The sequence below is a fragment of the Thiomicrorhabdus immobilis genome, assembly GCF_021654855.1.
Lineage (GTDB): Bacteria > Pseudomonadota > Gammaproteobacteria > Thiomicrospirales > Thiomicrospiraceae > Thiomicrorhabdus > Thiomicrorhabdus immobilis.
The window spans coordinates 2,426,322-2,451,462 of sequence record NZ_AP024202.1 but is presented as its reverse complement, the minus strand read 5'-3'; the positions used below and the strand labels follow the sequence as shown (position 1 = coordinate 2,451,462).

The window sequence follows — 25,141 nt, the reverse complement described above, 5'->3', positions numbered from 1 at the left end:
GAGCCTATGTACGAAGAAATCTCCCATTCATTGTTGAACGATATCCTTAATCAAATCAAACCTGATATCTATCAAAAAGATTTACGCCATTTTTATACTCGCTTAGGTGCAAATTTTTATGCGATTCACGGTTTATTTTCTAAGTTGTACGGTAATCGTCCAGACTTTGACCAACAGGCTTTAAAGCTAGTTGAAACCATGGCTCGCAAATACATCAAACGTTCCGATGAGTTAAAACAGCAAGACATTGAGCGAGAAAGAGATTACAACTGGTTTTTAAACCAAAAATGGGTAGGCATGGCTCTGTATGCTAATGGCTTTGCTAAAGACTTAAATGACATGCAAGGGCATTTAAGTTACCTGCAAGAGCTAGGTGTTAATCTTGTGCATATTATGCCGATTATGAAATGCCCAGAAGGTCAGAGTGATGGTGGTTATGCGGTAAGTGATTTTAGGGAAATTGATGATCGCGTTGGTTCTTTAGAAGATTTAAAAAATCTCTCTGGAGATATGCGTGAACGCGATATGTTACTGGCGTTAGATGTGGTTTTAAACCACACATCAGATGAACACGAATGGGCAGAAAAAGCCCGTGCCGGTGATCCGGTTTATCGCGATTACTATTACACTTTTGAGAGTCGTAATATTCCAGACATGTTTGAGCAAAGTATGTTGGAGGTGTTTCCAGTAACCGCACCAGGTAACTTTACCTGGGATGAAAAAATGCAGCGTTGGGTTATGACGGTATTTAATAACTACCAGTGGGATTTAAATTACAGCAATCCATCTGTTTTTATTGAAATGCTTGATGTGATTCTTTACTGGGCTAACCAAGGTGCCGATATCTTACGTTTAGATGCGGTTGCCTTTCTTTGGAAAAAACTTGGCAGTACTTGTCAAAATGAACATGAAGCTCACTTAATCCTACAATTGCTTAAAGACTGTTGCCAGGTGGTGGCTCCAGGGGTTCTGTTTATTGCCGAGGCCATAGTGGCACCCTCAGAAGTAACCAAATATTTTGGTGAAGACGCCGTTATTGCCAAAGAGTGTGAGATTGCCTATAACGCCACTTATATGGCCTTACTGTGGGATGCCGTGGCCACTAAAAATGCCAAACTATTAACCCAAGGTATTAAAAGCTTACCAAGTAAGTTAGAGCGTGCAACCTGGTTAAACTACATTCGCTGTCATGATGATATTGGTTTAGGGTTTGATGATAAAGATATTCTTCAAGCCGGATATGAACCACTCTCACACCGCCGCTTTTTAATTGATTATTTAACTGGGCGTTACCAAGGTTCTCACGCTCGTGGCTTACCATTTGCGGAGAACAATAAAACGGGCGATTCGCGCATTTCTGGCTCACTCGCTTCATTGATTGGCTTACAGTATGCGGTTGATTCAGGGGATATTGAAGCCCAAGAAAATGCGGTTAAACAAATACTTCTTTTAAACAGCATGATTCTCTCTTTTGGTGGTATTCCATTACTCTATTACGGTGATGAAATCGGTACCTTGAACGATGACTCCTATCTGGATGACCCCAATAAGGTTGATGATAACCGCTGGGTGCATCGCCCTTGTATCGATTGGGAAAAAACAGAGCAACGTCATACGACAGGGACTATCGAATACGAAATATTTAACGGTATTAAGAAGATGATTTCGGTTCGTAAAGAGGTCAATGTATTTGCCGATTTCAATAACCGTGAATTGGTGGATGTTGGCAATCCAAATTTATTTGTTTTTAGTCGATTTAACCCACTAAAATCAAATGATCGGGTGTTGGTGGTTGCGAACTTTAACAATCAACCACAAAAGTTAGACTTAGAAGATGTCAATAGCTGGGGTAGTTACAATCAAGGCGAATTGTTTGACTTGCAAAGCCGCAAGAAACCAGAAATTTTTAATAATTCATTAGTTATTCCAGGTTTTGGTTTCTACTGGCTGAGTGAGATATAAACGCTTAAGTCTAAAAGAAGATGCTGTCTATTTTCCCTCAAAAATCAAATTATCCTTGCTTACAAATATAGGCTCTGCCATAGGTTTTACCAGGCCTGGTAAAACCTATGCCATCTATGTTTTGTATAAATAGGGTAAAATTTTCAAACAGCAAATAACATTGAGTTATTTGCTGTTCATCTCTAATTGCCGTAGCTTTTCTTGTCGGTACATCACATAACCCGCAATGGCGACTGCAATCGTCACCAATACCACGATTAAGGTTGCTAAGGCATTGATTTGCGGGCTAACGCCTAAACGTACACTTGAATAAACCACCATTGGCAGCGTGGTGGCGCCAGGGCCTGAGACAAAACTGGCGACCACTAAATCATCCAAAGATAAGGTGAAGGCCAATAGCCAACCTGCCATTAAGGCCGGGGCGATAATCGGTAGGGTGATGCTGAAAAAGACTTTAAGGGGTTTGGCGCCTAAATCCATGGCGGCCTCTTCCAAGCTTTGGTCTAAATGGGCGATGCGTGAGCGCACCACCACCGTGACATACGCCATGGCAAAGGTCATGTGGGCAATCACAATTGTGGTTTGTCCACGACCATCCGGCCAACCCAATACATCTTCCATGGCGACAAACAGCAGCAGCAGGGAGAGTCCTAAAATGACCTCCGGCATCACTAGCGGGGCGGCGACCATGATATCGAGCAGATAGCGACCTTTAAAGCGTTTGAAACGTACCAAAGCCAAGGCCGCCAAAGTGCCCAAGATGACCGCAAAAGTCGCGCTGATGGCGGCGATTTTCAAACTTAAAGCGGCGGCGTCTAAAATGGCTTGGTTTTGTAGCAGTTCGCCATACCATTTGGTGCTCCAACCACCCCAAACCGTGACTAAACGACTCTCGTTGAATGAGTAGATAATCAGGCTTAATATCGGCCCGTATAAAAACGCGTAACCAAACACCAGTATGGTCATCAGCAGAGGGAAGCGATTCTTTCTCATTCTGCGTTTTCCTCCTGGCGGCGTTCATAATGTTGCCAAAGTACAAACGGTACAATCAATACCAATAATAATACCGCGGCCAAAGCCGATGCCACCGGCCAATCCTTGTTGCTAAAGAATTCGGTCCACATCAGTTTACCGAGCATCAGTGAGTTAGGCCCTCCGAGTAGGTCGGGTATGACAAATTCGCCCATGACCGGAATAAACACCAACATACCTCCAGCCACAATTCCCGGCATGGAAAGCGGTAGGGTGATGGTCAGAAACTGTTTCCAGGGTTTACAGCCTAAATCAGAAGCGGCTTCCAAAAGCGAGTCATCCATGCGGATTAAGGTGGCGTAGAGCGGTAATATCACAAACGGTAAGTACGAATAAACTATGCCGATATAAACCGCGGTTGGGGTGTAGAGAATCTCTAAAGGTTGGTCGATAACACCCAAAGACATCAGGGAGTTATTGATCAAGCCGTTGTTTTTGAGAATGCCAATCCAGGCATAGACACGAATCAGGAACGAAGTCCAAAACGGCAAAATAATCAGCATCAACAGCGGTAAACGCCAGTGTTGCGGTGCTTTGGCGATGGCATACGCCATGGGGTAGCCGATAATCAAGGCAAGCACGGTCGACACTCCGGCAATCTCAATTGAGTTGATGAGCGCATTAACATACAGAGGGTCTTCAAAAACCAGAGAGTAGTTGCTGAGATTGATGGCGATAGTCACCAAGCCGTCTTCGACACCGCGAATAAAAGGTAAGTAAGGCGGTTGCATCAAGGCCGCTTCGGACAGGCTGATTTTTAGAATAAATAAAAACGGTAGCAAGAAAAACAGTGATAACCACAGCCAAGGTGTGCCGATAATGGCGGTTTTTCCCCAGTTGATTTGTTTGATCCAGGTAATCATTTGCTTAGACCGCTATTCAACTAAAATGCTGCAAGAGTTGGCTTGCCAGGTGAGGTTAACCTGCTCATCCCAGGTAATCGGTTGTTCCGCCAACGCTTGAATGTTGGATTGGGTGAATTGCACTCGTTTACCGCTGGGTAAGTCCACATGGTAGATAGACACATCACCCAAATAAGCGATCTCTTTGATGATGCCTTGCAGTTGATTAGGTTGCGATGCAATTTTAGGTGCAATCCTGACCTTTTCCGGCCGCACGGCTACGGTGATATCCATGCCGGCCACCAAAGGCTGTGGATGGCGCACCAGCAGCTGGCCACCGGCTTCTTCGGAATCAATCAATACATCGTCGCCGTCTTGCGAAATGACAGTGCCAGTGAATAAATTGATAAGACCAATAAAACTGGCGGCATAACGGCTAGACGGATATTCGTACATGCGGCGTGGGGTGTCCACCTGCATGACGCGGCCTTCATTCATCAAGGCAATACGCGATGACATGGTCATGGCTTCTTCTTGGTCATGGGTGACCACGATGAAAGTAATGCCTAAACGCTCTTGAATATTGACCAATTCAAACTGGGTTTGTTCACGCAGTTTTTTATCCAAAGCACCAAGCGGCTCATCCAGTAACAAGATTTTAGGGTGTTTGGCTAAGGAGCGTGCGAGCGCCACACGCTGTTTTTGCCCACCAGAAAGTTGATGCGGTTTACGTTTGGCTAGTTTTTCAATCTGCACCAAATGCATCATCTCGGCGACACGTTCAGCACGTTGCGCTTTAGGCATGCCTTCTTGCTTTAAGCCAAAAGCAATGTTGTCTTCTACACTCATGTGTGGAAACAGCGCATAAGATTGCAACATGATATTTAACGGACGTTCGTAGGGAGGCAGATCGGTCACATCTTGACCATCCAGAAAGATTCGCCCGCCAGTAGGTTGCTCAAACCCCGCCAACATTCTTAAAAGTGTGGATTTTCCGCAGCCCGAAGAACCTAATAAAGAGAAGAATTCACCCTGATAAATCTTCAAACTGACATCGTCCACCGCGTAGACATCGCCATATGTTTTCGTCAGGTTTTCAATTTGCACAATCGGTTCGCTTTCGGAACTATTGACTTGGGCAAACGGTTTATTCGAATCGAGCATAAGGTTACCTTGCAGCACAGGGTGTTAAAACAATAAATCGCAATAACCTATTCATTGAACAACACCATGAATAGGTTATTGCGATGTGCATTTTCATTAACGGCAAGTGAATACTTAACTCACTTACCGTTTGTATAAAAAGGCTTATTGACCGGTTTTGATACGAGTCCAAGCGCGGTTCATATTACGTGACTGTTTTTCCGTTGGGCTCTTCAATACCATGAATTTTTCACGGGTTTCAGCTGGCGGATAGATACCGGCATCATTACGGATTTCTTCATCCAATAACGCCGTTGACTTGCTGTTCGCATTTGCATAAGCCACATAGTTGGAAATTGGCGCAATCACTTCTGGCTCCAAAATGTAGTTGATGAATTTATGCGCAGCCGAAGGGTTTGGTGCGTCAGCCGGAATCACCATAACATCGGTCCATACTACCGCGCCTTCTTTGGGTACTAAATAGGCGATTTCTACACCATTTTTAGCTTCATCGGCACGGTCACGAGCTTGCAAGATATCCCCTGAATAACCTTGTGCTACACAAGTATCGCCATTGGCTAAATCGTTAATGTATTGCGATGAGTGAAAGTAACGAATATTTGGACGCACGGCAATTACCGTATCCACCGCTTTTTGAATGGACGCTTTACTGAAGTCATTGGTCGATTCCGCTTTATAAGCGTGTGCCGCGGCAAACACTTCGGTAACGTCATCCATCAACGACACTCCGCAACTAGATAATTTAGCCACAACTTTAGGGTCAAAAAGCAGTGCCCAAGTATCTAACGGATAGTCATCACCTAGAATTTTTTTGACTTTTTTAACGTTGATTCCAATCCCGGTTGTTCCCCACATATAAGGCACCGCATAGGCATTTCCTTTATCGATATCAGCAAGTGAGCTGAGGATTTCCGCATCTAAATTGCCATAGTTGGTCAACTTAGTCTTATCCAGTTTTTGATAGATATTGGCTTTGATATGGCGGTCAACAAACGGGCGTGCCGTTGGGAACACCAAATCATAGCCACTTTTACCGGCAAGTAATTTCGCCTCAAGCACTTCGTTGGAATCATAGACATCGTAAACCACTTTAATGCCGGTTTTAGCCTCAAAGTTTTTGATGGTGTCTTCTGCAATATAGTCAGACCAGTTATAGATATGTAGCTCTTCTTGCGCTTGTGCCGTTAATGCGCATCCAAGAGCGGCTACAGCCACTAATGTTTTAATAGGTGAAAGCCAGGTTTTCATCGGTTTTATTCTCCAGATAAGAACAAAAAGATCTTGAATTTGCTCAAAATCGATACAAAAAAGGACGCTACATTTTGTCTGGTCCGCAAAGCGAACTTTATAGAGATTTTGCGAAAAAGCAAATAAAAAATATGCAATTTTCAGCAAAAATTTCGAGACTAAACCTGGATGTAAAGGGGGCGTGTTAGTAGGATGTTTTTGGCTTCAAAAACGGCGGGTTAGCCCTGTCTATCAAAAAGGCGTTATCAACAGGTTAACCGATCCACTTTGCCATGGTCATCAACATGGTTTTTGGATTGACAGGTTTAGCGATATGGTCGTTCATTCCGCATGCTAAGACGTTCTCTATATCATGTTTCATGGCATTGGCCGTCATGGCGATAACCGGCAGGGAGGCATATTGTTTTTGCAAACGTATTTGTCGAGTGGTCTCATAGCCATCCAAAATGGGCATCATACAGTCCATAAGGACGCCATCAAACGTTTCTTTTTCGAGAGCTAAAAGTGCTTGTTGACCATTTTCGGCAATCACTACCTGTATGTCATAGTGAGCGAGTAGTTTTTTCGCAACCAGTTGATTAACTTGATTGTCTTCCGCTAACAGTATTTTCTTGTTTTTCAAGCGAGCAATCGCCTCTTCGAGTTGAGATTCATTGTAATCGTGATGTTGTGTAAGTGTCTCGTTTTTGCCTTTTTGCAGTGGAATGCTGAAGTAAAAAGTGCTTCCTACGCCTTCTTGGCTCTCAACCCAAATCTGACCTTCCATCATCTCAATAAGACGTTTTGATATTGCCAGGCCAAGTCCGGTACCGCCATACTTGCGTGTGGTTGAACTATCGGTTTGGCTGAAAGGTTTGAAGAGTTTTTCTTGTTGCTCGGATGACATTCCTATGCCGGTATCTCTCACTGAGCAAAGTAAAGTGATTTGCTTGTCTTCTTGCTCTTTTAGGGAGATGTTGACCTCAACACTATCTCCCGATTGACTGAATTTAACTGCGTTATTGGTTAAATTGATCAGCACCTGTCCAATACGTAGAGGATCGCCTTTCAACAGTGCCGGAACAGCATCCTCCACTTCAATCTTGAACAGAATGGCCTTTTCTTCAGCCTTCAATTGAGTGAGGTTAATGACATTGTCTACCACTTGTTTGATTTCAAAAGTGATCTCTTCAAGCTCGACTTTATTCGCTTCAATTTTCGAAAAATCGAGGATGTCGTTAATAATGCCCAATAAGAGTTCCGCAGAGCTATTAATCTTGTCTAAATACTCTTTTTGAACCTCATTGAGCTGGGTTTGCAAAGTTAAATGAATCATTCCGGTTATCCCGTTTAGAGGGGTACGGATTTCATGGCTCATATTGGCTAAAAAATCGCTTTTGGCGAGGGTCGCTTGTTCAGCTTTTATGAGCGCTTCTCTTAAAGATTGGGTGCGCTCCTCCACCAACTCGTTCAAAGAGTCATTTTGTTTTTTAATTTCGGCATTGGCGCTATTTAGTTCGGTAGAGTTGATTTCCAAGGTGTTTTCTAAAAACTTCCTTTCGGAGTCGTTTTCAGCATAGGTTTCATCGACCTTTTCTATGAATTGTTTTTGCTCATCAGAGAATGTATTGATATCAAAATCTCTGCCGAATATACGAGTAAGTTGTCTTTTTAACAATCTATGCATGGTGTATTTCGATTCGTTTTATTCTTACCGAATTTGTTTTAAGGTCAGTGTTATTCACGGTTTTTGCTCTCGAGTGTATAGCTTGATAGTTACCAAAATATTGCCACGGGTTATTGACTAGATAACGGTGTGTTTTTATCTCCACGCAACCTATTTCTCCAGTTAGTCTATGGCTTTTAGAACCGTAAAAATGGCAAGCCCAATAAAATTGAGACAAAAATCCTGGAAAATCGTACCTTCAAGCTTAATTGCATAGTAAGCGTGAGGTCAAGTAGAAAGTGATGGGGGTATGGTTTTAGAAATGGCAGGTGAAAAAAGCAAATACCTGTAAAGAGTGTGTTTGTGCACAGAGAATGATGTTCGGTTTAATAAATTTTAGGCATAAAAAAACCCCGATTGACGAATCAATCGAGGTTTTTGAATTGGTGCGGAAGGAGAGACTCGAACTCTCACACCAAAGGCACCAGAACCTAAATCTGGCGTGTCTACCAATTCCACCACTCCCGCGAATAAGTTGCCGAAACAACCTATAAAATATGGTGGCCACACCTGGAATCGAACCAGGGACACAGGGATTTTCAATCCCTTGCTCTACCGACTGAGCTATGTGGCCAAAATAGAATGGGCGTATTGTATAGATGGGTTTTGCGACTGTCAAATGTTATTTTGAAAAATTAAGAGATATTTGTCAGACCGGTCTGTAAATAGGAGTGTAAGACTAGCCTTTTTGAACGCTATCGTCATAGATAGATGATATTTCATTTGAATTGGTTGTTGAGGCGTTTTTTTAATCCATAGAGAACCTTCGCAGTTACTTATAGAAAACTCCAATTATTATCAATGGGTATGGCTCTCTATAATCAAAATCGTTACTAGATTTTAAGTAGAGGAAACGCATTATGGCCATTCAATCTTCGCCTTTAGTTCAACAAACTAAAAGAACGGCTCACACTGTAAATGGGCCCGTCCAAAAAACCGACGCGACAAGTGCATCTAGGGTAATTGAGTTTGCTCAAAAAGAGATTGATATGATGCCGGGCGATTGGCAAGAAACGGGTAACCCTTCTCCTTATGAATTGCGTATGACTATTGCAACCTGTAAGCGTTTATGGCAACTGAACCAAGATGCATTGAAACACCCCGATTGCGATCACCACGTGACGGCAGAAAACATTAAACGCTTGGAAAGTTTGTACATGAATCTTATGGACTACCTGGTTGAATAACTCCGATTTTTTACTCCAAAACCCCGTTTTACGGGGTTTTTTTTGGCTTAAATTTGACGGATTGTCTTATCTCGATTTATACAGAATATTGGCGGTGTTATCGCCACTGTTTATATATAAAAAGGCCAATAAATATGGCCCGCTGTAATTGCTCTGGTGGGTGTTTGTTTTTTGAGATGATTTGCTTAGTTGACAGATAACTCAATATTGAAACACCACCAGACCAATTGTTTAAGTTTACTAATGTTAAGCCTCACTTAGGCTAGCGGTTATCATCGCTAGCCTAAGTGAGCGGGTTTTAAAGTTGATTTACTTTTATTAAGGGGCGCTTAGTCAGTCTTAATCCATTCAGACCCAGTAAAGCGTTGAATTTGACCATCTTGACCCCAATGGAATAGAAATAACCATTCATTTTTAATCAGGTTGCCCACGGTTTCATGGCGTTGGGCAATCTCTTCAATAGCCGTTTGCGGCGCGTCAATATAAACACTTAAGCGTAGAGGTTCATGCATCCACTCTTCACCGTTGTGAAGTGATTGCATGGCTAAACCAATGCGTAGGTCGCCGCCGTTACCCTCAAACACACCGATATTCCCGCCCACCACATTATGCAGTACCTTATTGCCACTACCGTATTTGTAGTTGTCGCAAACCGACGCATAATATTGTAGGTTAATCCAGTTCGTTACCACCATCGGTGCGGTCATAATCAGTTCTAACAAGCTAAAGTCGGTATCTTCTTTTGCTTGATAGTCGTGCAAGAAACTTCGCCCTTGCAGGTTTAGATGTTGCGTTCGCTGGCGCGGTGCAACAATAAACGCCGCGTTATTGGCCAAGCCCCATTCTGGACGAACTTGCGACCAATCTTTTGAACGTGCTCTGATGGCTTGATTTAAATGAGCTGTGCTGGCATCGGGTATTCCCAAACGTAAGGCTCGCTCTTGACGGCATAAATCCGCCGCATTATCCAACCAAAACTCCAACTGCTCATCCATGATTTCAATGTCGTAGCAGAAGATGTCATCCGTAGTTGTATTGTGCAAAGCGGCAATAAACTCGGTGGTTTCGGGTATTTCAATGCCGTGCTCCACTAGGCCTTTACGAATATCCGGTCGATTAAGTAGATAAGCTAAAGCCCGCACATTTAATTCACCGGTTTGTCCGCCACAAGCCCCGCAATCCAAGCCCGCTGCATGTGGGTTGTTGCAGGTTTGGCTACCATGACCGACCAGCAGAACAAATTGCGCCAAATTTTTGCTTAGCCCCATCGCTTTTAAGATACCTGAGGCCAAATCGACCAACTGTGGCACAGTTAACGGTTGTTGGTCTTGGGTGAGTTCCCAGGTTTTGCCAACTTCTAAGTCGTTAACCGGATGTTGGTGTGGATCTGGAAACAGCGTATTGCTTAAAAGCTTAAATGCATACAACAAACCGCTAGCCTCAACCATACTAAAGGTCGCGGGTGCGGCACTTCCCCAATCTAACCAACGTGCTTTACGGTTAAAAATGGCTTTCTGTTTTTGTTCTTGTTCGGGCGCTAAAATCGGCATTAAGCGCACACTCGGTTTTAGCAGGCCTGGTAACTGTGGACGAACCAAAGAGCTCCCAGGTGCTTGATATTCAATGGGTAAGCCAAAGAAACCGGCAAAACCGATGGTTTGAATACGACTGTCTTGTGACTCTAAAGCACGACGAATAACCTCCGAGCGTACATCAATACAAAATGCCGCTTGAACAATGGGTTTTGTTTGCTTTGTGGACGCGGGTTGGTTGAGTTGCTGTTGAATCGACTCTTGATAGGCGATTTCAGCCGCACGTTGCCATACCCAGGTCAACTCTTGTGCCTTGGCATGCGAGTTTTTTAGGTCAGGCAATCTGGATAACTGATGACGCCACAGGAATTTGAGTTCACCAAACACACTTTTACTTTTGAGCTGTTGGTATTGCCAAAGCACTAAATCCCAAGCCATACGTATGGCCAAAAGTTCAAGCATCAAGTGGTTTTCTTGACCATTTAATCGATCTTGCCAGCGTTCATACGCCACCCAAGATGCCCAGCCATTCATATCTAATAATAGGGCGTGAGCATAGTCTTGCACATATTGGTCAGGCACTTGAAGCTCTGCCAAGGCTTGTGCAATGAGGGTTTCGGGTTCTTTGGGAAGTCGAAAAAACAGCTCCGTTAGACCGGGTTCACCCATAATGATTTCAATGCCCTGGTCAGCTTGAGTCGCTTGCAACCAGCTTGGGTAAAAACCTTCAATACCGTTGCTGAACTGACTGCAGACCTCAGAATCATGAAAGTAAAAAGCGCAAAACTGGCTCACTTGATGGGTGATTTCATCACGCCACGCCATGGTATGTAAGCGGTCACGACCACTGTCCATTAAGTCGCTCACATTGTGCCAGTGTGCGGTTTCATCGTTAGACAATAGGTGCGATTCGCAGTCGCTGATATCGGCCGTTACATTGGCTTCCTTAAGCGCTTTTTCAATGTGAATCGGTTGAATGCGACTCATCCATAAAGGCTCAAAATAGCTTTTACTTGGCGTAGCTTGTACTTGCGCCAAGGCGGCTAAATCGGCAGCCACTTCTTTAATGGGGCGATCACGTAATTCCCACCATGGGTTAACCGCAATCCATTGGTCTAATGGCCAAGTTGGGGCAATAAAACCGCAGGCGGTTTGTAGCGCCGTCTTTTGAGTTTCGCTTAAAGCAGCGGTGTTTTGAGTTTTGAGTTGAGTTGTTTTCATTGAATCATCTCCCTCGGTGCAATTTGCAATTGTTTAGGGTTAAAACGCACGGGTAACTGTTTAGGAAACAAGTTTAAACTCAGGCGAGTGACCCACTCATCCAAATAAAATCCAGCATATAACGCCACTCTAAAGTGCATCACTTTTGGGTGCTCGGGCCAGTACTTTAATACCCAGTAGAGTGCAATAAAGCCAATGAATAGAACGCTCATCCATAGGTCGCCCCAAACACCAACGGCATCAGGTAACGATTGAACCACCAGGCCTGCTCCATATTTTTGTAAAGAGTATGCCGCCACTAAAATCAAGGCCATGCTCAGTACCCCAAACAAACCACCGCGTTGTAAACGGCTGTCGCGTTCGGCCACTAAAATCATCATGGCAATACCCAATAATAGCCACGGACTGTATGGCCCAGAAATATCAAAAATCCAGATCATGCCTGCCACAAATGCCGCGGCAATCAAAAAACTGCTTAACCACTGCGGAGCACGGGGCATTTTCGGTAAGGCGAGTCGACGTTTTAGGTCGGACTCCACCTCTGAACCACTGTTTAAGAACGCATAAGCTTTGTAACAAGAGTGCGCCACCAGGTGTAATAGCGCCAACTCATACAAGCCTAAACCGCATTCAACCAGCATTAAGCCCATTTGCGACATGGTTGACCAAGCCAAACGCACTTTGACACTGATTTTAGTCATCATAATCAACGCCGCCACCACTGTAGTCAATCCACCCACAATCAGTAATAACCACTGTGCGATGGCTGATTGGATAATCAGTGGCGCAAATAAAATCATCAAAAAACCACCCAGGTTAATAATGCCGGCATGTAACAGTGCCGATACCGGTGTCGGAGCCTCTACCACTTGAATTAGCCAACCATGCAATGGTAGTTGCGCACATTTAATTAAGGCGGTTAGCGCCAACAGTACTGCCGCGGTTTCTTGCACGCCATTAAGCTGGCTGGCTTTAGCCATGGCGACATAAACATCACTAATCAACCAAGAGCCGGTATCGTAGTAAAGCAACATAATGGCGGTAAATAATGTGACCTCTGCTAAGCGGGCAAAAATGAATTTTTTATAGGCCGCTAACACCGCTCTTTGACGTTGTGGGTAGAAAACCAGCAATTGGTGCAGGCTCATGCTGATAGAAATCCACGCCGCCATAAACACCAATAGATGATTACTGATTACCACTAAGGTAACCGAACCTAAAGTCAGCATTAACCAGCGAAGATAGCGTGTCTCTTCTTCGCGGTTCCCCGCCATATAGTTATGAGAAAAACGCACATTCACAAAAGCGATAAAGCTAATTAACAGTAACATCACCAAACTGCTGGCAGAGGGATTAATCCAGCCAGCACCTTGGAGATCCGCTAGCGGCACATTGCCAAATAAAGTCAAAAGTGCTGAAGCCGCCGCTATCCATAATGCTCCTTGCGACGCCCATAAAGTCGCACGCCAATTTACGTGGCTTAAATTTGCCGCTGCGCCCATTAAAAAGAGCAGCGGTATGGCATATAGAGAGAGTGACCAAATCATCGGAGTATTCATAAAACCGCTCCTATCCTTAAATTAAAAACCAATGCAGTAGTGCATCTTTGAGACAAATCTTAGACAACTCTGATGCGGATGAATAATTGATAAATCCAATAACTATCATAGAGAGATACCTATTTATACAAAAATGGGCAAACAAACTCTCTCTGTTTATAAGGGGGATTGGATTGGTTTTTAGTTTGCAGTGGACAGTTAAGAAAATAGACGTTAGTCGATAGTGATTGGTTGTGGATTTTGAATTATGGCTTATGACTTATGACTTTTTGGTTTATCAAAAAATAAGGATTAAGAATTAAGGAATATTTGTCTGTTTTTTATTTTTTAGGTGTTCAAAAACACTAAAAATGCTCAATGAAAAATAATTTTTGTAGCTAAAAAAACATTTTTTGAAAAAATTGTTAAAAAAATCGCTTAATTTCTAAAAAAATAAAAAGCATTTAAAAACAACGTGTTGCATTGGTTTATTTTGTTGTTTTTCTCAAATATATAGAGTTTGCTCAATATTTCCTATCGTTTCTTTCAATTAGTCAATGGTTTGGTGGCTCTATAACATTGAGCTCGAATTTAATGCAACTCCAAACCCTAAGAGGAGAAATTCTATGTCTACACAAACTTTTGATGCCGGTGTACAGGATTATCAGTTGACCTATTGGACACCTGACTATACACCACTAGATACAGATTTATTAGCGTGCTTCAAGGTAACACCACAAGCGGGTGTTCCACGTGAAGAAGCGGCTGCTGCGGTAGCCGCGGAAAGTTCAACCGGAACTTGGACCACCGTATGGACAGATCTACTGTCTGATATGGAGTACTACAAAGGTCGTTGTTACCGAATTGAAGATGTTCCAGGTGATAAAGAATCATTTTACGCATTTATTGCCTATCCGCTAGACCTTTTTGAAGAAGGTTCAGTGGTCAACGTTTTAACCTCATTGGTAGGTAACGTATTCGGATTTAAAGCGGTACGTGCTTTACGTTTAGAAGATATCCGTTTTCCGGTTGCGTTTGTTAAAACGTGTGGTGGACCGCCAGCGGGTATTCAGGTTGAGCGTGACAAGCTAAACAAATATGGTCGTCCAATGTTGGGTTGTACCATCAAACCTAAATTAGGTCTTTCCGCTAAAAACTACGGTCGAGCGGTTTATGAATGTTTACGCGGTGGTCTAGATTTAACCAAAGATGATGAAAACATCAACTCGCAGCCTTTCCAGCGCTGGCGCAACCGTTTTGAGTTTGTTGCTGAAGCGGTTAACAAAGCGACTGAAGAGACAGGTGAGCGTAAAGGTCACTACTTGAACGTTACTGCCGGTTCGGTTGAAGAGATGATGAAACGTGCTGAATTTGCCAAAGAACTTGGCCAGCCGATCATCATGCACGACTTCTTAACCGCTGGTTTTACCGCCAATACCACTTTGGCTAACTGGTGTCGTGAAAACGGCATGTTATTACACATTCACCGTGCGATGCACGCCGTAATTGACCGTAACCCAAAACACGGTATTCACTTCCGTGTATTGGCTAAGTGTTTACGTTTGTCAGGGGGTGACCACCTACATACCGGTACGGTAGTCGGTAAGTTAGAAGGGGATAGAGCTTCTACCCTAGGTTTTGTTGATTTACTACGCGAAGACTTTGTTCCAGAAGACCGTTCACGCGGTATCTTCTTTGACCAAGATTGGGCGTCAATGCCAGGTGTATTTGCGGTCGCTTCAGGTGGTATCCACGTTTGGCACATGCCAGCTCTGGTAAACATCTTCGGTGATGACTCTGTACTGCAGTTTGGTGGGGGTACGCAAGGTCACCCAGGTGGTAACGCAGCCGGTGCTGCCGCTAACCGTGTGGCTTTAGAAGCGTGTGTTAAAGCACGAAACGAAGGGCGTGATCTTGAACGAGAAGGTGGTGACATCTTACGTGACGCAGCCCGTAGCAGTAAAGAGTTGGCTGTGGCTTTAGAGACTTGGAAAGAGATCAAGTTTGAATATGACACGGTTGATAAGTTAGATGCCGGTTAATGATGGGTTAACGCAAAGCAGATTATTGAAATTGTAGGAGATTACAAATGAGTAACTTAATGACTGATGACTATCGTACTAAGTATACGCTTGAGACATTTTCATTTTTGCCTGATATGAATGCAGACGAAATTTATGACCAAATTGTATACATCATTAACCAAGGTTGGACACCTGCGCTAGAGCACGAAGTGCCAGAAAAAGCCTCTCGCCATTACTGGGGGATGTGGAAATTGCCGTTCTTTGGAATGCGTGATCCAAACCAAGTATTAGCCGAAATTGACGCCTGTCGTCAGGCTTATCCTGATCATCTTATTCGTGTAATTGGTTATGACAACTACACGCAGTGTCAGGGTCACAACTTTGTGGTTTACCGCCCAAGAGGCATGTAAGCCAAGGTTGTAATGAACGTAAGCAATGAATAAAGGGAGGCCTTTAGCATGAGTGAAATGACAAATACCCCGAGTGGGCGCACACAAGCTATGGCACACCGCAAATCAAGAGCTTCTGGTAAGAATAATGCACCAGCGATACCGACTCGAGCGCAGAGTGCTGTTTCAAGCATTCCCGCTCAAGTTGAAGCCTCTCCAAGTGCTATCAGCACGCCGAGCTCGCCAAGACAAGAGGTGGTAGAGACTTCTGTTAGCAGACCGGTTCGTCCCGCTCAACCTATCAAGGTTGCAGAAGGACGAGAGGCCGCTAAACAAAGAAGAAAGCAAATGACACGTGGGCAAGCTGCGAGTAACCAGCCTCAACCGGCAGCCAAGGCGAGGGAAAAGAAAAAGCCCGAGCCGATTGTTGAACCTCGTGCTAAGACAGAGACCAAAGCAAAAACACAACGTGCCGATGCTTCTGGTCGTAGAAACACGGTTGTGGCAACTCAAGTTGCCGACAACAGTGGACGAAAGTTGTCTAAAGCATGGCGTAAAGCACTGGCTAAAGGTAAGTCAGGTGAAATGGCTTTTAAATCGCAAAGTGGACAAAGCGGTTCTATGGCCAAAATGACAAACCCAGATGCGTCAGTTCGAGAGATTGCTCGCTCAGTAAGAGCACAACGTTGTAGTAAAGGTAAAAGTGGTTGCGCAGTCGCCACCGATACTTCAAAAAAACGTCAAAACTCAAAAAGTCGTGCTAATAACGCACCCGAAAAGGTGGCGTTATCACAAACCTTGAGTGGGCAAGATGTCTCTGGCACAGCGGTAGGTCAAGGTGCTACAACCGGAACGGAAAAAGGCGCCTGTAAATTAGTGAGTGGTACGGAATATTTAGGGATGGAAGAGTTTAAAACACATTGCTCAAACACTCCTAAAGCCGCACCAGCAAAAGTAACATCCACGCAAACCACTAAAGGACAAACCATTAGTGGAAACAAAATGGGTCAAGCCAAAAGCGTGACAGGTGATCGTGCCGGTCAATGCAAAGCGGTAACCGGTACAGATTACTTACCGGCTGATCAAAGTGATTTGATTTGTGGCGCTCAGTCAGACAAAGCAGCAACCTCAAAAGGTGGGTTTTCCATCCAACCGGGGCCATCGCCAAAAACGACTACAGCAAGCAAAGGCTCACTTGAAGGCAGCCAGCGTAAAGTAAGTGGTGGCAATGATTTTCCGGCTATGTCGGGTTCAATCAAGCCAAGTGGTTCAAATAATGAAGCGCCTAAAAAAGTGTTGATGTCGACCACTTTTGCAGGCACCACCACTACCGGTACCCAAGTAGGTCAACCCAAAGCGGTAACGGGTGCGGATAGAGGCTCGTGTAAAAACGTGAGCGGCACCGGATACCAGGGCAGGGAAGAAGTTGAAACCCTTTGCCAAACAAGCGCGCCAAACAAAGTGCCGGAAAAGGTCAATATTTCAGGCACATTCGGCGGGCAAAGAGTAACCGGCGATCGCAGTGGCGGCAGTAGTCATATTACTGGCGGCGAAGCGGGACGTTGTAAATCGGTAAGCGGCACACCTTATATGGGTAAAGAGTCTTTTGCCAGCAGTTGTTCCGTTGAAGAACAAGCGCAGGTTCAAAAAAAAACTCAGCCTAGTGACCGACAGTTTGGCTACCCATTAACGGGTATTCAGCCTGGACCAATGGGGTTGACTGGCGCTCAAAAAGGGGCATGTGAACTGGTTTCTGGTACCCATTACCAGGGTACTGATCAGATGAGTGCATTGTGCCAAACCGCTCAAGCGGCCACTCCGGGAGAGTCGGATTTTCCGATTATGATGGGGCAAGCCACAGCGGTGGATATGTCACAACCTTTAGCCAGTGTTGAACCTGCTCCTAAGAGCAGCAGAATCACCGGCGACGGTTGGGATAGGGGCAGCAAAGTGACCGGCGTTGACGGGCCTTTTGCGACACAACGTAATCCTTCGGTAAGAGGGGTAGCGGGACAGACTCCAATGGGGGCGGCTAATTTTAGGCCAACCGCAATGGAAGAAGTACCACAAAGCCCAATTACCGGGTCATCTGGTAACACCGGACAAGGTGCAAAAGTGACTTTATCTGGCGGTGCCAGAGCGTAGTCAATGAAATAGGTGATAAAGATGTTAAACGCAAACTATCGTGAAAAATCAATGTTCTGGCGTCAAATACCTCCGCCAGCACATATTGTGAATCGCTCCAAAGAAGTGGCTTCACCTGATTTTAACGGAACATTTTCTAACGCAGCAACTGGCCAACATGCGCTGGTTAATACGCAACAAAATGTTCAGTTACGCGACTATGAAATGCGTATTAAAGCGGGGTTTGATGAGATCAAGTCGGTTGTAGAGTTATTAACTGTACAACAAAAACGTAGTGATTTTGTTTACTGGTCTCAACAGACAATCAGCCAAAAACTAGGCATTACATTCAGCCAAAAACAGGTTGAAGAATTTATTAGCCATGGGTTCGACAGCCAGGTTTTATACGGGCAGTGTGTATTTGCACAGTTTATGGCGATGTCTAAGGAGTTTTTTGAACAAGATCCATTGCGTGGTCAAAGCAAACAACACGCTGAGCGTATCTTCAGAGAAGCGGGGTTTCATGCGGTGGGTGTCGCACCGTGTGCCGACGGGCGTTTAGCACACTTTATTAGTTATGTTTTGCGACTACCTTATTTGGTAACCAGAAGAAAGGCGCACGCCGGTGCTCTATTTGATGTGAGTGAAAGTGTACGTAATTGGGTCTTCATTGAGCACAGCCGTTTTCGTGACGCGGTACCCAATTCAATTGAAGAGCCAACACGTTATTTAAAAATGGCGGTTTATCACTACTCCAAGTCCGATCCACATCATCAAGGATGTGCGGCACATGGCAGTGATGATGACAAAGCGGCAGAAGCGGCCCTATCAAGATTGAAAGATTTTAGACAGGCCATTGAAAACCGTTTTGGGTGCGGTTCAACCGTACAAACGCTACTGATTGGAATCAATACCGACGACGACAGTCTGAAAGTACATGTTCCAAACCAACAAGGCAAAGTGTGTCTAAAACGTTTTGTAGAAACCGACACACTTTACCACCAAACAAACAATATGAACGCTGAGCAAGCCAGAGACTTCATTCAGCAAGCGGTAGTCGGTTGTAACCAACAAGTGGGTTCCACCGCACCGGCTGAATCAATGAACAAACTGATTGCTTGGTTTATTGAGAACAATTTTTCTCAAATAGCGTATGTCAAAACGTATGAAAACGGTTGTTATTCAGACATTGGACATGCAGAAAGATTTATTGGCATTGGTAACGGTTTTGAAGAAGTTCAACTGCGTAACCTAACCTATTACAGCTATTTAGATACGGTTGAAGAGGGGCTGAATGATGTCAATGTTGGGATTAAGATCTTCACCGGTCTTAATCTAAAAAAAGGTTGGCCAATTCCCATCATTATCCGCTGTGATTATGACGGAAGAGTCCCCGGTTCAAAAGACCGAGCGCAAGAGAAAGCCAACCGTATAGAGCAAGCATTGCATGACCGATACAGCGAATTATCCGCCAAAGGTCAATTACAAACGCTATGTACTTTAAGAGATAACACCGGCAACCAAGCTGCAGAAAGATTACCAGGCCTGGTAGCGCCGTAACAAAGAGGAGGGATCGGATGAAAATTTATACCGTAGAAAAAACACTGGTCTCCACCAATCGTATCGCCTCTATGGAGCATAAGCCCCTACTGGTGGTAGCCGAAAAACCAGGGGGAACTCCCCAAGTTGCGGTAGATCCGGTGGGCTGCAAGCCTGGAGACTGGGTGTTATGTGTAGGGAGTTCGGCGGCACGAGATGCCAGCGGAATTAAGGGCTACCCAAGTGATTTGACCATAGTGGGAATCATTGATAAATGGGAGGTAAATGCCAATGGAGATACATCAAGTTAAACAAAGATTAATTATGACCAGTCGACTTGATGGCTTAGGCCACCTACCCATCAAAGTACTGCAAAGCGTATCAGGTTCAACTTTAGTGGCGCTTGATCCGATTGGTGTTAAAAACGGCGACTGGGTTTTTACCATAGCCAACTCAGCAGCAAGAACCGCTGCCGGTGACGATGAGATATTAACGGATTTAACGGTTGCTGGAATCATTGATAACTGGCCAACACAAACCGAATAACAACAAATTAATAGCAAACTAACAGTCAATAACAAACTGAAAATTAAGGTAATAGGAGAACTATCATGAGTGAATATGGAATAGCTTTAGGAATGATTGAAACCCGCGGATTGGTGCCTGCGATTGAAGCGGCCGATGCCATGACCAAAGCGGCAGAAGTACGATTAGTGAGTCGTGAATTTGTCGGCGGCGGTTACGTAACGGTAATGGTCCGTGGTGAAACCGGAGCGGTAAACGCGGCGGTACGTGCCGGAGCCGATGCTTGCGAACGAGTTGGCGACGGTTTAGTTGCAGCACACATCATTGCACGTCCACACAAAGAAGTGGAACCTGTATTAACCATTGAAAAAGCTTAATGAATTACGCAGTGAGCTGAGAAATTTTTTTAGAACTTAGGAGAACTATCATGAGTGAATATGGAATAGCTTTAGGAATGATCGAAACCCGTGGATTAGTGCCTGCGATTGAAGCGGCCGATGCCATGACCAAAGCGGCAGAAGTACGATTAGTGAGTCGTGAATTTGTCGGCGGCGGTTACGTAACGGTAATGGTCCGTGGTGAAACAGGGGCGGTAAACGCGGCAGTGCGTGCCGGAGCCGATGCTTGCGAACGAGTTGGCGACGGTTTAGTTGCAGCGCACATCATTGCACGTCCACACAAAGAAGTGGAACCTGTATTAACCATTGAAAAAGCGTAATTAGCACATCTTTAGAACCTTAGGAGAAGAGCCATGAGTACAGAATATGGAATAGCTTTAGGAATGATTGAAACCCGCGGATTAGTGCCTGCGATTGAAGCGGCCGATGCCATGACCAAAGCGGCAGAAGTACGATTAGTGAGTCGTGAATTTGTCGGCGGCGGTTACGTAACGGTAATGGTCCGTGGTGAAACCGGGGCGGTAAACGCGGCGGTACGTGCCGGAGCCGATGCTTGCGAACGAGTTGGCGACGGTTTAGTTGCAGCACACATTATTGCACGTCCACACAAAGAAGTGGAACCTGTATTAACCATTGAAAAAGCGTAATTAGCACATCTTTAGAACCTTAGGAGAAGAGCCATGAGTACAGAATATGGAATAGCTTTAGGAATGATCGAAACCCGCGGATTAGTGCCTGCGATTGAAGCGGCCGATGCCATGACCAAAGCGGCAGAAGTACGATTAGTGAGTCGTGAATTTGTCGGCGGTGGTTACGTAACGGTAATGGTCCGTGGTGAAACCGGGGCGGTAAACGCGGCGGTACGTGCCGGAGCCGATGCTTGCGAACGAGTTGGCGACGGTTTAGTTGCGGCACACATCATCGCACGTCCTCACAAAGAAGTTGAGCCTGTTCTGGAAATGGCAGGCGCGACACCGGCGAAGATTCGTTAAAGGAGTGGGGGTTTCGACCCCCATATAAAGAGGAGTAGATTATGCGTTATCAACCACGTATGCAAGGCAGTGTTATGCCGGGTGCGGGTAGTTATCCTCGTTTTGAAACGCCTGAACCTTCACAGAGTAATGCCATCATTTTGGGCTACCTTGGTCGTGCCTTAAGTTTGGAATTCTCTGCCGGTCAGCACTATTTGGCACAAGCCTCATTGGCTAAATTCAGAAACGAAATCAGCTTTGCACAAGGTTTTGTGACTTTGGCTAATGAGGAGTTTCAACATGCCAACCTACTAACCGACCGTATGGTGGCTCAAGGGGCGTTACCGGCAGGCAGTGTTTTAAACCCAGCAACGCCAGCCAATTCAATTGTTGAGGCTCTAAGAAGCTGTGAAGCGAGAGAGCTTGCGCTAATTCAACTGTATGACGAGGCGGCACAATTTTGTGCCAATGTGGGGGCGCTAGAAGATCAGGCACTGTTTAGCCGACTCTTTGAAGAAGAGCAAACCCAACTCATGCGTGTGAATGGTTGGTTAGCCGAATATTATCAGTCTATGAATGCCCATCATTATCCAAAAGGAGGCTTTGTATGAACGAACGTTGGAAAATAAAAAAGACACCGGCCTCGCTAGATGCCCGTTTTGAATTTGACGATTTCGGCGTACTACGTGCCTTTTTGGATCAGTTAGCCGAGCAGGCGGATTTATTAGACCACCACCCCAATATCAGTTTTGGTAGAGGGCATGTTTCGGTGGTGATTTACCCCAAATCACAAGAGATTGAAACCATAGACTTTACCTTGGCAAAAGGCATTGACGAAGGCTATCACCGAGTAACCAATATGAAGCAAGGAGCCTGGGCATGATTGAAAAAGAAGAAGTCCATGAAACGTGGGTGATTGCGGCAGACGATAACACCGTCAAAGAACAAGCCTCAAGCAATTCGGCCAACCCTAACGTTAAGGCCGAATTGCAAACAGAGGGTAAATCGGCCACAACAACCGCAAAACCCCCTGTTACCAAAACGGCACCGGTTAAAAAAACACCGGCTCGCAAAGTGGCGGCCGCTAAAAAAGCGGAAACCAAAGCAGAGACAAAAGCTCCGGCTAAAGCCACTGCAAATCGGGCGGCTCAAACCAAAAATGCGCCAGCCAATGCCGCTAAAAAAACCGCATCGGCAAGCCAGCCTGAAGCAAGCAACGAATCGCAGCATATTGCAGATAAAATCAATGCATTTGCACGCCGAAGAGTTTGGCCGGACTGATACAAAACGCACCACCAACTTAGCCATTGAGGGTGCTTTAAGTACCCTCTTTTTTTATGTTTAACCCTAAATTTATCTTTGCCATAAAAAGTATCCAAGAAAAGTTTGAATACTGAACCTTAACCTATTCACTGCGCTCTATGGATACTACTGAAATTATCAATTTTTCTTCTGAGTTTGAATTCAATACCATAACTTCAGTAGAAATAAAAAAACACCAAAGTCCAAAACAAACAGATAGAGGATGGTTTATGAAATCGCTTGTACTGGCTACTGGCAACCCTCATAAAGTCGTTGAAATCGGTGCGATGTTGCAGGGCTATGATATCGAATTTGCCTTACAAACCGATTTCTTTACCGAAGAGGTTGAAGAGGACGGTTTAAGTTATTTAGAGAACGCCCTAAAAAAAGCACGCTATGCAAGCCAAAAAAGTGGCTTGCCAGCCTTGGCTGACGATTCAGGTCTTGAGGTAGCGGCACTGGGCGATAGCCCGGGAATTTATTCGGCGCGTTACTCGCAAGGTTATCAAGGGCAAAAGGCCTCTGATGAACTGAACAATCAAAAACTGTTGAATGCCTTGCAGGGTTTGCCTTATTCACAGCGTAAAGCCAGCTATGTTTGCGTGATGGTATTGGTACACAGTGCCAATGACCCCAAGCCGATTATTGGTATGGGGCAATGGCACGGCGAAATTTTAATGCAACCCCGAACCGCTTACGGTGTGGGTTATGACCCGATTATGTGGTTACCGCAGCTGGTTAAGAGTGCCTCTGAGGTGCCAATGGCGGTAAAAAACCAATTGAGTCACCGTGCTCAAGCTTTAAAACAAGTGATTACGCAACTAGAAAAGGCCGCTTTATGATTGAACTGAGAACCTATGTCTTTTTGGACTCGTTACAACCGCAACTGGCCTCTTATATGGGAACCGCCGCCATGGGCTTTTTACCTGTGCCAGGTGACTCCTGCTTATGGATAGAAGTGGCTCCGGGGATGGCGGTCCACCGCTTGTCCGATGTGGCCCTTAAAGCCTCCAATGTGCATTTGGGTCAGCAGGTGGTCGAGCGAGCTTATGGCTCAATGGTTATTCACCACCGCGACCAAAGTGATGTATTGACCTCTGGCGAACACGTATTGAGACACCTTGAAACCGATGAATACTCACGCCAGCAATGTATGGTGATGTGGAGCGAAATCATTCGTGGAGTCACCCCAGATCATGCGGTATTGATTAACCGAGACAACCGCCGTGGCTCAATGATCTTGCCGGGGCAAAGCATGCTGATTATTGAAACCCAGCCAGCCGGATATGTGGTGTACGCCGCTAATGAAGCCGAAAAAGCCGCCAATGTGACATTGGTGGAAGCGCGTGCCGTGGGGGCTTACGGTCGTTTGATCATGTGCGGTACCGAAGCCAATGTAAACGAAGCAGCCAGAGCGGCCAACGATGCATTAAGCCGTTTGCGTTGTAACGGTTCATAGCGTTTAGGTGGAACAAGCCAATGACAGATTCTCATTTAACCCACACCTCGAATTTTTTAATTCGTCACGCTTCATTGAGGCAAATACAAATCTTTGAATCGGTCGCGCGTAACTTAAGTTTTACCCGTGCCGCCGAAGAGTTGCATTTAACCCAACCCACCGTATCGTCGCAAGTAAAGAGTTTGGTTGAAGCCGTTGATATGCCGTTGTATGAACAAATTGGCCGTCAAGTGCATCTAACCGAAGTGGGCGAACAGGTGGCCTGCGCTTGCCGAGATGTGATTAATGAATTGTCAAACCTAGAGAGCATGTTGGATGATTTCAGAGGCATGAAACGTGGGCGCTTAAGGATATCGGTAATTTCAACCGCCAAATATTTTGCCCCTTTGGTCTTGGGTGAATTTTGTAAAACCTATCCCAAAATTGAGCTGGGTTTAAAGATCACCAACCGCGAAAACGTCTTTAAACGTATTGAGCAAAATATGGATGACCTATATATTTTAGGTCACATTGCGCCAGAAGAGTTGAGCTTGAACACGCTCGCGTTTGCGCCCAACCCTTTAGTGGTTATTGCTCCCAAAAACCACCCTTTAGTGGGGCAAAAAGTCAGTTTGAAACGTTTGGCCAAAGAACCTTTTTTAATGCGAGAAAAGGGTTCAGGGATTCGTCTCACCGTTGAAAAAGCGTTTGAGGATAAAGGCCTAAAGGTCAATGAACGTCTTACTTTAGACAGCAATGAAGCGGTTAAACAATGTGTGGTGGCCGAACTGGGCGTGGCTTGTGTTTCTAAACACGCCTTACAGCTACACAGCTACGATGGACCGGTGGCTATTTTGGATGTAGAAGGGTTTCCGATTGAAAAGCAATGGAATATTGTCTACCCCAAAAACAAACATCTTTCGGTCATTGCGGCCGAGTTCCTTAAGTTTTTAATGGAAAAAGGCAACGACTATATTAGTTTAGAAAAACACTGAATCCG

Annotated in this window: 25 protein-coding genes and 2 tRNA genes; 18 read left to right on the top strand and 9 right to left on the bottom strand. The window is 45.0% G+C overall.

Features of this window, described 5'->3' with window-relative positions:
- Positions 1-6: 6 nt before the first annotated feature.
- Positions 7-1,962 carry an alpha-amylase family glycosyl hydrolase gene (locus L6421_RS11060; protein ID WP_237261852.1) on the top strand — a complete coding sequence of 652 codons (1,956 nt, stop codon included), beginning with the start codon at positions 7-9 and terminating at the stop codon, positions 1,960-1,962.
- 165 nt (positions 1,963-2,127) lie between these two features.
- Here the strand turns inward: L6421_RS11060 and L6421_RS11055 are convergent, their stop codons facing one another.
- The 7 genes from L6421_RS11055 to L6421_RS11025 all read right to left on the bottom strand — a co-directional run bounded on the left by L6421_RS11055 (position 2,128) and on the right by L6421_RS11025 (position 8,527).
- Positions 2,128-2,955 carry an ABC transporter permease subunit gene (locus L6421_RS11055; protein WP_237261851.1) on the bottom strand — a complete coding sequence of 276 codons (828 nt, stop codon included), beginning with the start codon at positions 2,953-2,955 and terminating at the stop codon, positions 2,128-2,130.
- On the bottom strand, positions 2,952-3,857 hold the full coding sequence (locus tag L6421_RS11050) for an ABC transporter permease (protein WP_237261850.1): 906 nt from the start codon (positions 3,855-3,857) through the stop codon (positions 2,952-2,954). The genes L6421_RS11055 and L6421_RS11050 overlap by 4 nt, the downstream gene beginning before the upstream one ends.
- A gap of 12 nt (positions 3,858-3,869) precedes the next feature.
- Positions 3,870-5,000: an ABC transporter ATP-binding protein gene (locus L6421_RS11045; RefSeq protein WP_237261849.1), complete on the bottom strand. Its 1,131-nt coding sequence runs from the start codon at positions 4,998-5,000 to the stop codon at positions 3,870-3,872.
- A gap of 144 nt (positions 5,001-5,144) precedes the next feature.
- The gene (locus L6421_RS11040; RefSeq protein WP_237261848.1) at positions 5,145-6,248 is read right to left on the bottom strand and encodes a polyamine ABC transporter substrate-binding protein; all 1,104 of its coding nucleotides are present in this window, start codon (positions 6,246-6,248) and stop codon (positions 5,145-5,147) included.
- A gap of 253 nt (positions 6,249-6,501) precedes the next feature.
- Positions 6,502-7,914 carry an ATP-binding protein gene (locus L6421_RS11035; protein ID WP_237261847.1) on the bottom strand — a complete coding sequence of 471 codons (1,413 nt, stop codon included), beginning with the start codon at positions 7,912-7,914 and terminating at the stop codon, positions 6,502-6,504.
- Positions 7,915-8,337: 423 nt separating this feature from the next.
- Positions 8,338-8,421 (bottom strand) — tRNA-Leu (locus L6421_RS11030).
- Positions 8,422-8,451: 30 nt separating this feature from the next.
- Positions 8,452-8,527: transfer RNA gene (locus tag L6421_RS11025), tRNA-Phe, on the bottom strand.
- A gap of 286 nt (positions 8,528-8,813) precedes the next feature.
- On the opposite strand from L6421_RS11025, the gene L6421_RS11020 reads away from it, so the two are divergent.
- Complete coding sequence (locus tag L6421_RS11020) at positions 8,814-9,140, top strand: hypothetical protein (RefSeq protein WP_237261846.1); 327 nt, start codon at positions 8,814-8,816, stop codon at positions 9,138-9,140.
- A 329-nt stretch (positions 9,141-9,469) separates the two neighbouring features.
- On the opposite strand, the gene L6421_RS11015 is transcribed toward L6421_RS11020, so the two are convergent.
- Positions 9,470-11,893, bottom strand: a complete 2,424-nt coding sequence (locus L6421_RS11015; RefSeq protein ID WP_237261845.1) for a YbcC family protein — start codon at positions 11,891-11,893, stop codon at positions 9,470-9,472.
- Positions 11,890-13,452, bottom strand: a complete 1,563-nt coding sequence (locus tag L6421_RS11010; protein WP_237261844.1) for an NADH-quinone oxidoreductase subunit L — start codon at positions 13,450-13,452, stop codon at positions 11,890-11,892. The genes L6421_RS11015 and L6421_RS11010 overlap by 4 nt, the downstream gene beginning before the upstream one ends.
- Before the next feature lie 605 nt (positions 13,453-14,057).
- Between L6421_RS11010 and L6421_RS11005 the strand changes: the two genes are divergently transcribed.
- From L6421_RS11005 to L6421_RS10930, 16 genes are all read left to right on the top strand, one after another.
- Positions 14,058-15,473 (top strand): form I ribulose bisphosphate carboxylase large subunit, encoded by a 1,416-nt coding sequence (locus L6421_RS11005; RefSeq protein ID WP_237261843.1) that lies wholly within the window; start codon positions 14,058-14,060, stop codon positions 15,471-15,473.
- 47 nt (positions 15,474-15,520) lie between these two features.
- Complete coding sequence (locus L6421_RS11000) at positions 15,521-15,865, top strand: ribulose bisphosphate carboxylase small subunit (RefSeq protein WP_237261842.1); 345 nt, start codon at positions 15,521-15,523, stop codon at positions 15,863-15,865.
- A gap of 48 nt (positions 15,866-15,913) precedes the next feature.
- On the top strand, positions 15,914-17,989 hold the full coding sequence (gene csoS2 / locus L6421_RS10995; RefSeq protein WP_237261841.1) for an alpha-carboxysome scaffolding protein CsoS2: 2,076 nt from the start codon (positions 15,914-15,916) through the stop codon (positions 17,987-17,989).
- 21 nt (positions 17,990-18,010) lie between these two features.
- Positions 18,011-19,528: a carboxysome shell carbonic anhydrase gene (locus L6421_RS10990; protein WP_237261840.1), complete on the top strand. Its 1,518-nt coding sequence runs from the start codon at positions 18,011-18,013 to the stop codon at positions 19,526-19,528.
- 17 nt (positions 19,529-19,545) lie between these two features.
- Positions 19,546-19,818 carry an alpha-carboxysome shell vertex protein CsoS4 gene (csoS4, locus tag L6421_RS10985; protein ID WP_237261839.1) on the top strand — a complete coding sequence of 91 codons (273 nt, stop codon included), beginning with the start codon at positions 19,546-19,548 and terminating at the stop codon, positions 19,816-19,818.
- 13 nt (positions 19,819-19,831) lie between these two features.
- Positions 19,832-20,053, top strand: a complete 222-nt coding sequence (locus L6421_RS10980; protein ID WP_237261838.1) for a carboxysome peptide B — start codon at positions 19,832-19,834, stop codon at positions 20,051-20,053.
- Between the two features lie 62 nt (positions 20,054-20,115).
- Complete coding sequence (gene csoS1, locus L6421_RS10975; protein ID WP_040727283.1) at positions 20,116-20,409, top strand: alpha-carboxysome major shell protein CsoS1; 294 nt, start codon at positions 20,116-20,118, stop codon at positions 20,407-20,409.
- Between the two features lie 47 nt (positions 20,410-20,456).
- Positions 20,457-20,750 carry an alpha-carboxysome major shell protein CsoS1 gene (csoS1, locus tag L6421_RS10970; RefSeq protein ID WP_040727283.1) on the top strand — a complete coding sequence of 98 codons (294 nt, stop codon included), beginning with the start codon at positions 20,457-20,459 and terminating at the stop codon, positions 20,748-20,750.
- 33 nt (positions 20,751-20,783) lie between these two features.
- Positions 20,784-21,077: an alpha-carboxysome major shell protein CsoS1 gene (csoS1, locus tag L6421_RS10965; protein WP_237261837.1), complete on the top strand. Its 294-nt coding sequence runs from the start codon at positions 20,784-20,786 to the stop codon at positions 21,075-21,077.
- A gap of 33 nt (positions 21,078-21,110) precedes the next feature.
- The gene (gene csoS1, locus L6421_RS10960; RefSeq protein WP_237261836.1) at positions 21,111-21,422 is read left to right on the top strand and encodes an alpha-carboxysome major shell protein CsoS1; all 312 of its coding nucleotides are present in this window, start codon (positions 21,111-21,113) and stop codon (positions 21,420-21,422) included.
- Between the two features lie 41 nt (positions 21,423-21,463).
- A complete protein-coding gene (locus L6421_RS10955) occupies positions 21,464-22,012 on the top strand; it encodes a ferritin-like domain-containing protein (RefSeq protein ID WP_237261835.1) in 549 nt (182 codons plus the stop codon).
- Positions 22,009-22,284: a 4a-hydroxytetrahydrobiopterin dehydratase gene (locus L6421_RS10950; RefSeq protein ID WP_237261834.1), complete on the top strand. Its 276-nt coding sequence runs from the start codon at positions 22,009-22,011 to the stop codon at positions 22,282-22,284. Before L6421_RS10955 ends, L6421_RS10950 begins: the two co-directional genes overlap by 4 nt.
- On the top strand, positions 22,281-22,682 hold the full coding sequence (locus L6421_RS10945) for a hypothetical protein (protein WP_237261833.1): 402 nt from the start codon (positions 22,281-22,283) through the stop codon (positions 22,680-22,682). Before L6421_RS10950 ends, L6421_RS10945 begins: the two co-directional genes overlap by 4 nt.
- Before the next feature lie 251 nt (positions 22,683-22,933).
- Positions 22,934-23,545: an RdgB/HAM1 family non-canonical purine NTP pyrophosphatase gene (rdgB, locus tag L6421_RS10940; protein WP_237261832.1), complete on the top strand. Its 612-nt coding sequence runs from the start codon at positions 22,934-22,936 to the stop codon at positions 23,543-23,545.
- Positions 23,542-24,162 carry a BMC domain-containing protein gene (locus tag L6421_RS10935; RefSeq protein ID WP_237261831.1) on the top strand — a complete coding sequence of 207 codons (621 nt, stop codon included), beginning with the start codon at positions 23,542-23,544 and terminating at the stop codon, positions 24,160-24,162. The genes rdgB and L6421_RS10935 overlap by 4 nt, the downstream gene beginning before the upstream one ends.
- A gap of 20 nt (positions 24,163-24,182) precedes the next feature.
- Positions 24,183-25,136: a LysR family transcriptional regulator gene (locus L6421_RS10930; RefSeq protein ID WP_237261830.1), complete on the top strand. Its 954-nt coding sequence runs from the start codon at positions 24,183-24,185 to the stop codon at positions 25,134-25,136.
- Positions 25,137-25,141 lie beyond the last annotated feature (5 nt).